10 protein-coding genes are annotated in these 14,319 nt (G+C 62.6%); 9 read left to right on the top strand and 1 reads right to left on the bottom strand.

Annotation, left to right across the window (positions count from 1 at the left end; translation table 11 throughout):
- The first annotated feature begins 254 nt into the window (after positions 1-254).
- Positions 255-1,454 carry a porin gene (locus VGH41_RS22470; protein ID WP_331599807.1) on the top strand — a complete coding sequence of 400 codons (1,200 nt, stop codon included), beginning with the start codon at positions 255-257 and terminating at the stop codon, positions 1,452-1,454.
- A gap of 18 nt (positions 1,455-1,472) precedes the next feature.
- Here the strand turns inward: VGH41_RS22470 and VGH41_RS22465 are convergent, their stop codons facing one another.
- Positions 1,473-2,420: a LysR family transcriptional regulator gene (locus VGH41_RS22465; RefSeq protein ID WP_331599806.1), complete on the bottom strand. Its 948-nt coding sequence runs from the start codon at positions 2,418-2,420 to the stop codon at positions 1,473-1,475.
- A gap of 124 nt (positions 2,421-2,544) precedes the next feature.
- Here VGH41_RS22465 and leuC point away from each other — a divergent pair, with 124 nt between their 5' ends.
- The 8 genes from leuC to VGH41_RS22425 form a co-directional block, all read left to right on the top strand.
- Positions 2,545-3,960 carry a 3-isopropylmalate dehydratase large subunit gene (gene leuC / locus VGH41_RS22460; protein WP_331599805.1) on the top strand — a complete coding sequence of 472 codons (1,416 nt, stop codon included), beginning with the start codon at positions 2,545-2,547 and terminating at the stop codon, positions 3,958-3,960.
- Complete coding sequence (gene leuD / locus VGH41_RS22455; protein ID WP_331599803.1) at positions 3,953-4,612, top strand: 3-isopropylmalate dehydratase small subunit; 660 nt, start codon at positions 3,953-3,955, stop codon at positions 4,610-4,612. The genes leuC and leuD overlap by 8 nt, the downstream gene beginning before the upstream one ends.
- Positions 4,613-4,709: 97 nt before the next feature.
- Positions 4,710-6,038, top strand: a complete 1,329-nt coding sequence (locus tag VGH41_RS22450; protein ID WP_331599801.1) for an MFS transporter — start codon at positions 4,710-4,712, stop codon at positions 6,036-6,038.
- Between the two features lie 582 nt (positions 6,039-6,620).
- Complete coding sequence (locus VGH41_RS22445) at positions 6,621-9,788, top strand: efflux RND transporter permease subunit (RefSeq protein ID WP_331599800.1); 3,168 nt, start codon at positions 6,621-6,623, stop codon at positions 9,786-9,788.
- Positions 9,785-11,071, top strand: coding sequence for an efflux RND transporter periplasmic adaptor subunit (locus VGH41_RS22440; RefSeq protein ID WP_331599799.1), 1,287 nt, complete (start codon positions 9,785-9,787; stop codon positions 11,069-11,071). The genes VGH41_RS22445 and VGH41_RS22440 overlap by 4 nt, the downstream gene beginning before the upstream one ends.
- Entirely contained in the window at positions 11,068-12,585 is a 1,518-nt protein-coding gene (locus VGH41_RS22435; protein ID WP_331599798.1) for an efflux transporter outer membrane subunit, read from the top strand. The genes VGH41_RS22440 and VGH41_RS22435 overlap by 4 nt, the downstream gene beginning before the upstream one ends.
- A 107-nt stretch (positions 12,586-12,692) precedes the next feature.
- Positions 12,693-13,001, top strand: coding sequence for a putative quinol monooxygenase (locus VGH41_RS22430; protein WP_331599797.1), 309 nt, complete (start codon positions 12,693-12,695; stop codon positions 12,999-13,001).
- A 230-nt stretch (positions 13,002-13,231) separates the two neighbouring features.
- The coding region (locus VGH41_RS22425) for an MFS transporter (protein ID WP_331599796.1) at positions 13,232-14,319 on the top strand (1,088 nt) is incomplete at its 3' end.

The raw sequence follows: 14,319 nt of genomic DNA, 5'->3' as shown, positions 1-14,319 counted from the left end.
TCTCGTCGAAAATCCCAAGCGTGGCGCTCGAGCAACGTCTGCACCTGTCCAGACAAAATTGCGCAGCGCGCAGCCGTGCTGCACATGCCTCTGAAGACGTGAATCTTTTATGACCGGTATTGCGTCTTCACTGAAACAATTTTGTTTTAGCCCTTGAAGTATTCTGGCTTCTCCCTCGTTTTCATACCCCGCCAGTTTTTAAATCACACCAATCGTTGCGTGGTATCGAATCTGTTCCATCACGGAGAGATCCCATGAAATGCTCGCGTATTGCCCTTGCAGCGTCGATGCTGGTCGCCAGCGCCGCGCACGCCCAAAGCAGTGTCACGCTGTTCGGTTTGATCGACACGAGCCTTCTCTATAGCAGTAACGCACGTACCAACGCCGCGAAGCCTTCGGCGGGCGGCGGTACTCAATGGCAAGAGTTCGCGGGAAGTGTGTATACGCCACGCTGGGGTCTGCGTGGGTCCGAGGATCTGGGTGGCGGACTCAGCGCCGTGTTCTGGTTGGAAAACGGCTTTAACTCGACCAATGGCACGTTCAAGAATGGCGGCGATCTGTTCGGCCGCCAGGCGTGGGTCGGTCTGAGTGCGACCCAGTACGGCACGGTGACGCTGGGCCGTCAATACGATTTCATGGTGAGCTACCTCGCGCCCCTCAGCGCGACAGGTTCGGGTTTCGGCGGCAACCTCGCCGAGCACCCCTACGACAATGACAACCTGAACAACGACATGCGTCTGAACAATTCGGTGAAGTTCAGCAGCATTGCGTTCGACGGGGTGAAGGTCGGCGCGATGTATGCCTTCTCGAACCAGGCCGGCGAGGTCTCCAACAACAATGCCTACAGTGCCGGTATCAGCTATACGTTCGGGCCGATCAACCTCGCGGGCTCCTATCTGCAGATCAACCGCGACCCGAACGCGCAGAACGCGAGCGGCGCGGTTAGCACAGGCGACGGCGACGCGTTGACGGTCGGCGGTCTGCAACGGATGTTCGGCCTGGGTGCGCAGTATCTGTTCGGCAAGTCGTCCGTCGGCCTTCTCTGGACTCACTCGTCGACCGAGAGTCCGTCGAGCCTCTGGTTCGGTGGCAGCACGGCCAACGGAGCGTTGCCTGGTCCGTCGAACGGTGCCGGCAACTACATCAAGTTCGACAACTTCGAAATCAACGGCCGCTATTTCCTGCAACCCAACCTGAGCTTGGGTGCGTCGTACACCTACACGATGGCCTCGTTCAACTCCGTGACTGGCAACGCGTTTCCGCACTGGAATCAGGTCATGGCGCAGGCCGACTACCTGCTCTCGGCGCGCACGGATGTGTACATCGAAGGCGTTTATCAACGGGTCGGCGGGGGCAACGGCATTCCGGCATTCGACGCTGGCGTCTATACGCTGAACCCGGCTACCGGCAACCAGCAGGTGGTCGTGGCGGTCGGCCTCAAACATCGCTTCTAGCGGGCGGCCTGCGCGACGCTACGGATGCTCCGCCTGACCGGCATCCGTAGCGCGTTCGCCACCGGCTTTCCACGCTCGCCCGTCGTCGAGAAACTGCTCCAGAAAATCGACGAACGCGGTCACCTTCGCGGACAGGTGCAGGCGCTGCGGATAAACCGCGCAGATGTCGGCCGGCGGGAGCTTCCAGTCCGGCAGCAACTGCTTCAGACGCCCCGATGCCAGATAGGGATTCGCGTCCCACTCGGAGCGCATCAGGATGCCCTGCCCGTCGAGCCCCCACACGAGCGTCGCCTCACCGTCGTTACTGCTCAGCACGCTGTGCACCTTGACGGTCTCATGTCGCTTTCCCTTGCTGAAATGCCAGGTGCCGTAGGCCGTCTCGTTCTCTCGCAGCACGATGCAGCGGTGCTGCTGCAGTTCCCGCGGCGACGCCGGCTCGCCATGTTGCCGAAGATAAATGGGCGACGCGCAGACGAGCCGCTGGTTGTGGGCGACCCGGCGCGCAATCAGGTTCGAATCGGGCATCGTGCCGAAGCGGATACACACATCGTACGAAGTCTCGAGAAGGTTCAGCGGCCGGTCGGTCAGTTCCAGTTGAACATCCACATCGGGATACTGGCGGTGAAACGCGGCGATCGCATGGGCGACGTAACGCCGTCCGAAGCCAAACGTCGCATTGACGCGTAACAGCCCCTTCGGCGTTGCGCGGCTGCTGGAGATGGTGCGATCCAGCTCCTGCAGTTGCGATAACAATCCGGAGCCGGTCGCGAGGTATTGCTCGCCTTCGTGAGTCATGCTGAGCCGGCGCGTGGTCCGGTTCAACAGTCTCACGCCCAGACGCCTTTCGAGCTGCGCAAGCCGTGCACTGACCGCCGGCGGCGTCACGCCCATTTCCCGCGCGAGCGCCGACAGGCTGCCGTGCCGCACCAGCCCTACGAAAAACTCAAGATCCGAGACCGCACTCATTGATAAATCTAAATTAAGAATAGGTTAAATGCATCTGCATTATATAGATCAACTTGCAGATTACACTTGCTTCGCCCGTGCTCCAAACCGTCGGGGCCTTTGTTTTGAACTGCATGAGGATCGAATGTCGCAAACCCTGTATCAGCGGCTCGTTGCGTCGCATACGGTGAGCCGGATCGACGAGCAGCACGTGCTGCTGTATGCCGATCTGCACATCATGAACGAGTACACCAGCCCCCAGGCGTTCGCCGGCCTGCGTGAGAAAGGCTTGCGCGTGCGTCGTCCGCGCCAGCAGATGGGCATCGTGGATCACGTCATCCCCACGCGCCCGGTGCCGGTCGCCGCGCGCACCATCGAGGTCGTCGATGCAGCAAAGCAGGCGACCAACTTCACGCGCAACTGCACTGAACAAGGCATCCATCTGTTCGATGTCAACGACCCCGTGCAGGGCATCGAGCACGTGGTCGCGCCCGAACTCGGGCTGATCCGCCCTGGCATGGTCGTCCTGTGCGGCGACAGCCACACGACCACCTACGGCGCGCTAGGCGCGCTGGGTTTCGGCATCGGCACCTCGGAAGTCGAGCATGTGCTGGCCACGCAGACGCTGGTCTATCGCGTGGCGCGCGACATGCGAATCACCGTGGACGGCGTCCTGCAACCCGGCACGACCTCCAAGGATCTCGTGCTGCACATCATTGCGCAAATCGGTGCCCAGGGCGCCCGCGGCTTCGCCGTCGAATACGCCGGTGAAGCGATCGCGGCGCTCTCAGCCGAGGCTCGCATGACCTTGTGCAACATGACGGTCGAAGCGGGCGCACGTGCCGCGCTGATCGCGCCTGATCGCACCACGCTTCAATACGTGCGCTCGAAAATCCGCGAACTCGATACGGCGACGCTCGATGCGGCCTGCACCGCATGGGCCGCGCTGCGCTCGGACGCGAATGCGCAGTTCGACGCCGAACACCGCTTCGACGCCAGCAAGGTCGCGCCCTACGTGACGTGGGGAACCAGCCCGGACCAGGCCATCCCGGTGGACGGCCGCATTCCCGATAGCGCGACGGGCGCCGGGCTGGACGCGGCGACCATGCGCAAGGCGCTCGATTACATTGCGCTGCCCGAAGGCGCGCCGATCGAAGGCACACCGATCGACCGGGTGTTCATCGGCTCGTGCACCAATGCGCGTATCGAGGATCTGCGCGCGGCCGCAACCGTCGTGCGTGGCCGCAAGGTCGCCGCCAGCGTGCGGGCGATGGTGGTGCCGGGCTCCGGCCTCGTGCGCGACCAGGCCGAACGGGAAGGCGTCGCGCAGGTGCTGATCGACGCCGGCTTCGAATGGCGTCAACCCGGCTGCTCGATGTGCCTCGCGATGAACGACGACGTACTCGCGCCGGGAGAGCGTTGCGCCTCGACGACCAACCGCAACTTCGAGGGCCGCCAGGGACGCGGCAGCAAAACCCATCTGATGAGCCCCGCCATGGCCGCCGCAGCCGCCATTGCAGGATGCATCGTCGACGTACGCAAGGAGCTCCGTCATGTCTGAACAGCATGTGATTGCCGGCATCGCGGCACCGCTGCCAATCAACAATCTCGACACCGACCAGATCATGCCAAAGCAGTTCCTGCTCGGCATCGACAAGTCGGGACTCGCCCAAGGCGTGCTGTACGACCTGCGCTTCGACCCGGAAGGCCGCCCGCGTGACGGCTTCGTGCTGAACCGTCCCGAATACCGCGGCGCGCGGATCCTGCTTGGCGGCTCCAATTTCGGCTGCGGCTCAAGCCGTGAACACGCGGTGTGGGGCTTGCAGCAGACCGGTATCGACGCAGTCATTGCGCCGAGCTACGGCGAGATCTTCTATTTCAATGCGCTCAATAACCGGCTGCTGCTGGTGACCCTGCCGCCTGAAGAGGTCGAGGCGCTCGTCGCCGAAATCGAAACGGCGAGCGACAAGCAGATCACGATCGATGTAGTCGGTGAGGTCATCGTGAGTCCGGCTGGACGACGTCATGCGTTTTCGATTCCGCCGCGGCAGAAGCAGATGCTGCTCGAAGGACTCGACATGGTCGGCATGACGCTGCGCCAGGCGGATGCGATCGATGCCTTCGAGGCGCGCCATTGGCAGACGCAGCCATGGGCGTACATCGATCTGCCGGCACAGCAGGCGAGCCTCGCGCAAGAGTCTGCCGCATCGTGATTTGAGCCTTCGCTTTCCCGCTCGCCGTGTGGTCGCGGCGAGTCGTTCATTCCAAACAGATCGCTCGCGCGTTGCGCGAAACGGCAAGGAGACACAGGTGACATCCTCCCCATCCCCCGTGACCGACGAACTCGTCGCACTCGAAGCAGGCACCATCCGCAAGATCTCGCGGCGTATCGCACCGTTCATCATCGTGCTGTATTTCCTGAGCTTTCTGAACCGGGTGAACGTCGGATTCGCCGCGCTGACGATGAACCACGACATCGGCCTCACGCAGTCGATGTTCGGTGTCGGCGCGGGGATCTTCTTCGTCGGCTACATCGTCTTCGGGATGCCGTCGAACCTGGCGCTGCAGCGCGTCGGCGCGCGCCGCTGGATTGCTCTGCTGATGGTCGTGTGGGGCGTGCTGTCGGCGGCGACCGCGTTCGTCACCGGCCCGTACAGCTTCTATGCGCTGCGCTTTGCGCTCGGTCTTGCCGAAGCGGGCTTCTTTCCCGGCATCATTCTGTACCTCAGCTACTGGTTCCCGGCCCGGCACCGCGCGTTCGTCACAGCGATGTTCATGACCGCGGCGCCGCTGTCCAACATGATCGGTTCGCCGATCTCGGGGGCATTGCTCGGCATCAATGGCATCGCGCATCTGCACGGCTGGCAATGGTTGTTCATCGTCGAAGGGGCCCCGACCGTGCTGCTGGGCATCGTGTCGTGGTTCTTCCTGACCGACCGGCCGGAAGACGCGAAATGGCTGAGCGCGCCGCAGCGCAGCTGGCTCACGCAAGAGATGAACCGTGAGCGCGCAGCCAAAGCCGAACAAAGCGCGTCGAGCGTGTGGGGCGCCGTGAAAGATCCGCGCGTGCTGCTGCTTGCGCTCGTCTACGCCGGCACGTCGACGGGGCTGTACGCGGTCGGCATCTGGGCGCCGATGATCATCCACCATTTCGGTTTCGGCTATTTCGAACTGGGTCTCGTCAACGCCATTCCGAATCTGGTGGCGGTGGTCGGCATGGTGCTGTGGGCACGCAATTCAGACCGCACCAATGAACGCCGTCTGCATGTTGCGATTGCCTGCCTCGCCGCCGGCATCGGAATGTTGCTGGCGGGTCATGCCACGAGCGCAGTCATTCTGATCATTGGTTTGTCGGTGGCGAACTTCGGCATCAATGCGGCCAAGCCGCCGCTGTGGAGTATGCCGACGCAGTTCCTGTCGGGCTCGGCCGCGGCAGCGGGCATTGCGCTGATCAATGCAATGGGCAGCCTGATCGGCGGCACGATCGGCCCGATGGTGATCGGCAAGCTGCGCGATATGAGCGGCGACTTCTCGCTGGGCTTGTATTTCGTCAGTGCAACCCTGCTCGTCTCGGCCGTGATCTCCTATTCGTTCGGCCGGCGCCGCAGCGCAGCGCGGCCCACGCCGAACATACCCTGAACACAGTGCCTTTGCCACGGCAAGACGCTCACTCCTAGCAGCCGCGGTTCGCTCTCGAACCGCGGCTGCAAACCTTGCTGCGCACCTCGCGCGATGTTCTCACGTCGCCCTTGCATCCGGGCACACGCTCGCTCCCGCCTCCTCATCCTACGCGCCCTCGCTTTACCCTGCGGCGCGTGACGAAGCAAACGGCTGGTTTCACGAATTCTGTTTTGTGCACGGCGACTTCAATCCGCCGTGATGCGAGCGGCTGCGCCGCCGGCATCCTGCTGCCTTTCGCGGGTCATGACGAAGGCGGATTGAGGCCGAATGACCGTCATTCTCGCGCCGCTGGGCCACGAAACCCGTTTGCGTCCAAATGACGCACCACTAAGTACCTTCCGGCTCTCCACCGCCATGCCGGTGGAGGTTTGCGCTCGCACGCACGGCGCGCCAAGCCGGAGTTTAAACAAAAGTTAATTGAAGCGACGCGCTCCGGTCAGCCGGCAACCCCGAGCATATGCCACTTGGATACACGCCGCGCCGGTCCCCACAGGGATGCAGGCACTGACGCAATGCTTCACCCGACATAGACACTTTTACATGAACGCTATTGTTCTGGTTGCCTTACGCCGTCCCCTCACCTTCGTGGTGATGAGCATCCTCATCATCCTGTTCGGTACGATGGCCGTCCTGAAGACACCGACGGATATCTTTCCCGGTATCCGCATTCCGGTGGTCGCGGTCGTGTGGAACTACAACGGACTGTCGCCGCAGGATATGTCCGGTCGTGTGGTCTACTACTACGAGCGCGCCTTGACCGCGACAGTGGCCAACGTCGAGCACATCGAGAGCCAGTCGCTGTACGGTGCCGGCGTCGTGAAGGTCTTCTTTCAGCCCGGCACCGACATCGCCGCTGCCCAGGCTCAGGTCACAGCCGTCTCGCAGACCGTGCTGAAGCAAATGCCGGCCGGCATCACGCCGCCCCAGATTCTGGTCTATAACGCGTCCTCGGTCCCGGTGCTGGATCTGCAGGTCTCCGCGACGAACATGACGGCGGCACAGGTGTATGACATGGCATCCAACCTGATCCGCCCGCAACTGGTGTCGGTGCCCGGAGTCTCGATTCCGAATCCCTACGGCGGCACGTCCCTGAACGTCGAGATCGATCTGAACCAGGCGGAGCTGCTTGCGCACGGTCTCTCGGCCGCCGACGTGGCGGCGGCGCTCAGCTCGCAAAACGTGGTGCTGCCGGCCGGCGACCAGAAGATCGGCGGCCTCGACTTCATGGTCCAGACGAATTCGACGCCGCTCAAGGTGGACACCTTCAACAACATGCCGATCAAGACGGTGAACGGTGCGACGGTTTATCTGCGCGATGTCGCTTACGTGCACCACGGCGCGCCGCCGCAGACCAACGCGGTTCTGGTGGAAGGCAAGCAGTCGGTGCTGATCCAGATCTACAAGAGTGGTAACGCATCGACGCTTTCAGTCGTGTCGGGCATCAAGAAGGCATTGCCTGGTGTGATCCGGACCCTGCCCGCGGGCGTGAAGATCACGCCGCTCAACGATGCGTCGGGCTTCGTGCGCGACTCGGTGCTGGAAGTGGTGCAGGAAATGATCACCGCGGCGCTATTGACCGGGATGATCGTGCTGCTCTTTCTCGGCAGCTGGCGTTCTACGCTGATCGTCGCGACTTCGATTCCGCTTGCGATCCTGACCTCTATCCTGGTGCTGCACTACACCGGGCAGACCATCAATGTCATGACGCTTGGCGGCCTTGCGCTCGCGGTCGGTATTCTGGTCGACGATGCAACGGTGATGATCGAAAACATCGACTCGCACCTGGAGACAGGCGTCGAGCTGGAGGAAGGCATCATTACGGCGGCGAACCAGATCGTCGTACCCACGCTGGTAGCCACGCTGTGCATCTGTATCGTCTGGCTGCCGTTGTTCCAGCTGGACGGTATCTCGGGGTATCTGTTCCGGCCGCTCGCCGAAGCCATCATCTTCGCGATGCTCGCTTCGTTCATCCTCTCGCGTACGCTGGTTCCGACCATGGCGGCATGGTTGCTGCGCGGCCAGGTGAAATCTCACGGGCATGGTCATGCACCTGACCCCAACGCAGGTTTCTTCACCCGCTTTCAGCGGCGCTTCGAGCATGCCTTCTCGCAGTTCCGTGACGGATACCGGGGCGTGCTGACCACCGCCGTGCTCAATCGCAAGGTCTTTATCATGGCCTTCCTCGGCTTCGCGATCGCGTCGATGGGTCTGCTCACGTTCCTCGGTCGCGATTTCTTCCCGAGCATCAAGTCCGGCGAAATCGACATGCACATGCGTGCGCCGATCGGCATGCGACTCGAAGATGCATCGCAGATTTCCGTATTGGTGAATAGCGAAATCAAAAAGCTGCTGCCGGGCCAGGTCACGAACGTGGTGGACAACTGCGGCTTGCCATCGAGCAGTATCAACCTCGCCTATACCTCGGACGGCACGATTGGCCCGCAGGATTGCGACATCACGATCGGCCTGAAGAATGAACAATCGCCCGTGGACGATTACCGGCTCAAACTGCGCCGCGAACTGCCGAAGCTCTTTCCTGGCACGGTGTTTACCTTCCTGCCCGGCGACATCACCGCAAAGATCCTGAACTTCGGCTTGCCCGCGCCGATCGACGTGCAGGTTTCGGGGCGCGGCCAGGCGGCGAACATGGTTTTCGCACAGCAGCTCGCGGCACGCATCCGCAAGATTCCCGGTGCGGCTGACGTCAACATTGAACAGGCGTTCAATGAACCGACCATCAAGGTTGCGGCGGACCGTTCGCTTGCTTCCGGTATGCAGCTGTCCGAAGCGAACATCGCGAACAACGCGCTTGCGACGTTGTCCGGCAGCGGCCAGACCGCACCGACATACTGGCTCGATACGACCACGGGCGTCTCGCACCTCGTCAACATGCAGACGCCCCAAGACCAGCTCACCTCGATGAACGACCTCGAGACGATTCCGATCGACGCAGGCAAAGCCGATCCGGGCGGCCAGCACTCGCAGCTGCTTGGCGCGCTCGGCACCGTGACGCAAACGGGTACGCCGCTGCTGGTCTCGCACTACAACATCATGCCCTCGGTCGATATTTTCGTGAGCAACCAGGGCCGCGATCTCGGAGCCGTCTACGACCAGGTCCAACAGGTCGTCAAGGAGATGAATTCGCAGGTACCGCACGGTGCCAGCGTGCACGTGCGCGGCCAGGCGACCACGATGAGCAGTGCCTACACGCAGCTTCTGGAAGGCCTGGCGCTGTCGATCCTGCTGGTCTATCTCGTGATCGTCGTCAATTTCAAGTCCTGGCTGGACCCGTTCATCATCATCACGGCGCTGCCGGGCGCGATTGCCGGCATTGTCTGGAGCCTCTTTCTCACCCATACGAACGGCTCAGTGCCGGCTCTGACGGGCGCGATCATGTGCATGGGCACGGCGACGGCCAACTCGATTCTGGTCGTGTCGTATGCCCGTGAACGTCTCGCCGAGCACGGGGACTCGATCCGCGCGGCCATCGAAGCCGGCTATGCGCGGATCCGCCCGGTTCTGATGACCGCGACTGCCATGATCATCGGGATGGTGCCGATGTCCATGAGCAACACACAAAACGCACCGCTCGGACGCGCGGTCATCGGCGGACTTCTTGTCGCGACGTTCGCCACTTTGCTCTTCGTTCCCTGCGTATTCGCGATGCTGCATCGCAACGACAAAAATGCCACGGAGTCTCATCTATGAACGTAGTAAATCGCGAAGTTGCGGACACGCGCCGTATTCGACCTAAACTGTTCGCGGCAGTCGCCGCACTGGTCCTTGGCGGCCTTGTCGTGCACGGCATCGTTCAACGCCACGACAATGTCGCGGATCTCAAGACGCTTTCCGACGACGAGTCGGTACCGCAGGTGCAGGTCATGCTGCCTGCGCCGGGTCCTGCCACACGCTCGATCACGCTGCCGGGCGACCTCAAGGCCTGGTATTCCGCGCCGATCTATGCGCAGGTCAGTGGCTACGTGCACAAGTGGTACGTGGACTATGGCGCGACTGTGAAGGCCGGCACCTTGCTCGCGACGATCGACGCACCGACCGTCGACCAGCAGTACCAGACGGCGGCCGCCAATCTGCAGGTGGCGAAAACCAACAGCACGCTTGCCGACGTGACCGCGCAGCGCTGGAAGTCGCTGGCGGGCACGGAGGCCGTCTCGCAGGAAGAGGTGGACGTCAAGGTCGCCGCTGCTGCGGCGCAGAAAGCCGAGGTCGTCGCGGCGGATCACGAAGTTGCGCGCTATGGCGCGCTGGAACAGTTCAAGAACATCGTGGCACCGTTCGACGGCGTCGTCACCTCACGCGATACCGACATCGGCAACTACGTCAACGCCGCCGGCGGCGACGTCAGCGCACGCGGAACGGGGACGGCCGATGAGATGTTCTCGGTCGCGGATGTCCACGAGATGCGGCTCTTCGTGTCCGTGCCGCAGGACTATGCGGACATGCTGAAACCGGGTCTCGAGGCGACCTTCACGCTGGCCCAGTATCCAGGCCGCGAGTTCAAGGCGACGCTTCTGACAACCGCTAACGCGTTCAATCCGCAGACGCGTACGGTCGTCACGGAACTGGTCGCGCAAAACCCGGATCATCTGCTCTGGCCCGGCACCTATGCAACGGTGCGGTTCGACGTGCCGACGGACCACAACGTCCTCGTCGTACCTGAGCAGGCCTTGTTGTTCCGCGACCAGGGCATGCAGCTCGCGCTGGTCGATGCAAATGGCAAGGTGCATCTGCAAGACGTCAAGCTCGGTCTGAATCTCGGTCAGAACGTGCAGGTGCTCTCGGGCCTGAAACCCACCGACCGCTTCGTGGTGAATCCTTCCGCGGGCACCCTCGATGGGGAGCAAGTGCAGATCGTCAGCGGCGTGCCGGGAGTCGGGCCGCAAACGGCGAGCCGAACCACCGCGTCCGAACCGGCCAGTTCAGGTATGAATCAGCCGGCCAAAGTCGCGACTGCCGAAAGTGAGCCGAAATGATGCGTCACTTCAAACCTGCTAAACGCCTTGCAGGGGCCGCGCTCGTGGCGCTGTTCGTGCCGCTTGCCGGATGCAGCCTCGCGCCTTCCTACCAGGCGCCGCATATGGCGCTGCCCGACAGCTATAAGGGAAGCGGGCCGTTCTCGCTCGCCCGTCCGGACGCGCAGCTCACGCAAAGCGACTGGTGGAAGATGTTCGGCGATACGGAACTCGATAGCCTCGAGACGAGCCTGAATGCGGCTAACCCCGACCTTCAGGCGGCTGAAGAAACCTATACCCAGGCGCGCGATATTGTCGGCGAGGCACGCTCGCAGCTGTTTCCGCAGTTGAGCGCCCAGGCTTTCGCGACTCAGAATGCTCAATCCAAAAACCGCTTGTTCCGTGTCAACGGCGGCGGCCCGTCCGATCAATCGTCGAACGGCTACGGGCCGGCCTTGTCGTGGGAGCCGGACTTCTGGGGCGAGATCCGCAACCGGACGAACTACGCGAAATTCAACGCCCAGGCCACTGCGGCCATGGTGGCCTCGGCACGCTTGAGCCTGGAGATCGAGCTGGCCAACGACTATATGGCGCTGCGCGCGCTCGACTCGGAGCATACGGTCTACACCAAAACGCTCGGCTATTACGGCGATGCGCTCAAGATCACGAAGCTCCGCTATGCCGGGAAGATTGCGGCAGGTATGGACGTCGAGCGGGCCCAGGACCAGCTCTCCACGGCACAGGCGGCCGATACCGACATCCAGGCGCAACGCGCCGTGCTCGAACACGCGATTGCCGTTCTCGCAGGCGAGAATCCGTCGACCTTCAGCCTGCCGCCCGAAGAGCTGGCGCAAATGGCAATTCCCACCATTCCGGTGGGCGTGCCGTCCGCGCTGCTGCAACGGCGCCCGGACATTGCCCAGTCCGAGCGGCAGATGGCGGCGCAAAACGCGCAGATCGGCGTGGCGCGCGCGGCCTTCTATCCGAACGTTCAGTTGAGTGCCAACGCCGGCTTCGAGGACGATGGCTTCGGCGGCCTCGCTTCGCTGCCCAACGCCTTGTGGTCGATCGGCGCGACGGCCACGCTACCGCTGTTCGAAGGCGGTCTGCGCAGGGCCGAGGAACAGCAAAGCCGGTCCGAGTTCGCCCAGGCGGGAGACAACTACCGCTCCACGGTGTTGCAGGCATTTCGCGAGGTTGAGGACCAGCTGGTGTTGACCAACCAGCTCTCCTCCGAGTACGGCCAGCAGCAAGCGGCGCTCACGTCTGCGCTCAAGGTGCAGGACCTTGCGCTGCGCCTCTATACGAATGGTCTGGACAACTACCTGAATGTGACGGTCGCCCAGGTGGCCGCGCTGAGCGCCGAGCTTGCGACCCTTCAGGTGCAGAGCCGGCAACTGCAGGCAGCGGTCGGACTGATCGGTGCGGTGGGCGGCGGCTGGAGCACCACGGACCTGCCAACTCCGGAACAGACCGTGCCGTTCAATCCGCTCGCGCTTCACCGCGCGCCAGGCGATGTTCAGGAGCCTGACTAAAGACGTCACCTGAGCCGCTCTGCCAGGCCGCCGCACAGCGTGCGCGGCCAAACGCCGCTATGATGGCAGGCGGCGATTTGCGCCGAACCCTACCGGAGAATGCCCGAATGATCCATGTCTTTGCCACCATCACGACTCAACCCGGCCAACGGGACGCCGTGCTTGCGTTGTTCAACAAGAACCGACCGGCGGTGCTGGCGGAAGAAGGTTGCATCAGCTACGAAGCGGTCATCGATGTCCCGGATTTCGGCGGCTTTCAGACCCCGCTCGGCAGCGACACGTTTGCGGTAGTCGAGCGCTGGGAGAGCGCCGCAGCGTTGAAGGCGCATGCGGCATCGGCGCATATGGCCGAATATGGCCGCAATACCGCCCCCCTGCTGGCGAGCCGCGCGATCAATGTGCTCGAGGCGGTGTAATACCTGAGACGCACATCCGCGCCCGCGCCTGCGTGGCTCCATTCTTACGCGCACCATGCCGGGCGCGACGCGTCGGCGCGGCGCGAGCCGCTGCTTGCCCCAGCCCCAACCTGTGACATTTACTCACAGAGTCAATATTTTTCGTGCATTGTCGTACCCGTAGTCAGAGCGCTTAATCGACCTCTAGAGCATTTCGGAGCATTCCGCAAAGCGTAAATCTGGGGGAAACCATGGACATTGGCGCGCTCAAACCGGCGATTTCCGATCGGCTGATGAAGCGGATCGCATGGCGGCTCGCACCGCTCATGATCGTGATGTATGTCGCGAACCAGCTTGACCGTGCAAACATCGGCTACGCAGCGCTGACCATGAACGCCGAACTGCATATGACAGCGGCGCAATACGGTTTCGCGGCAAGCCTGTTTTTTCTTGGTTATATCCTCTTCGAAGTACCGAGCAACCTGTGCATGCATCGGTTCGGCGCGCGACTGTGGATGACCCGCATCCTGTTGAGCTGGGGTGTGCTTTCCTCGCTGACGAGCTTCGTGCCCGACTTCCACTGGCTGTATATCGCCCGCTTCTGTCTTGGCGCGTTCGAGGCGGGTCTGTTCCCGGGCATGGTCTACTACCTCACGCTGTGGATGCCCGCGCGCAATCGCGTATGGATGATGTCTCTGTTCGTCACGGCCATTCCGTTGACCGGCGTCTTAGGGGCGCCCGTGTCCACGTGGCTGATGGCGCACGCCAACGTGTTCGGCGTAACCGGCTGGCGCGCGATGCTTCTGCTAGAAGGCTTGCCTGCGATCGTTCTTGGAGTGGCTGCCTGGTTCTGGCTGAGCGACGATCCTGCCCGCTCGCGATGGCTTTCTGCTGCTGAAAAAGACGAAATCGCTGTTGCCCTTGCCGCCGAACAGGCGCAGGCGACAGCTGGGACCGCGTCGACCGGGGCGTTGCGAGCGCTCGGCAATCCAAAGGTCTGGGCGCTCGGTCTCGTCTATTTCGGCACCAACGCGGGCATCATCGGCCTGCTCTATTTCCTGCCGCAAGTCGTCAAGACCTTTGAACATACCTTTGGGGTCACTTACAGCCTCACGGATATCGGCCTGATCACGGCGATTCCATTTGGCGTTGCCGTCGTCGCCATGCTGGTCTGGGGCCGTCTGGTGAGCCGCCGCCACGTCGACGCCCGCCATGTAGCGGGCCCGCTTCTGGTGTGCGCGGCTGCGCTCTCGGTCGCGCTGCTGCTGCAGTCGCCCTACCAGGCGATCATTGCGCTGTCGATCGGCACGTCGGCCTGCTTTTGCAGCATCACGACCTT

This window comes from Paraburkholderia sp., assembly GCF_036488795.1.
Classification (GTDB): Bacteria; Pseudomonadota; Gammaproteobacteria; order Burkholderiales; family Burkholderiaceae; genus Paraburkholderia.
Note: the sequence above shows the minus strand (reverse complement) of the source record. Positions and strands in the feature narration are given on the sequence as shown.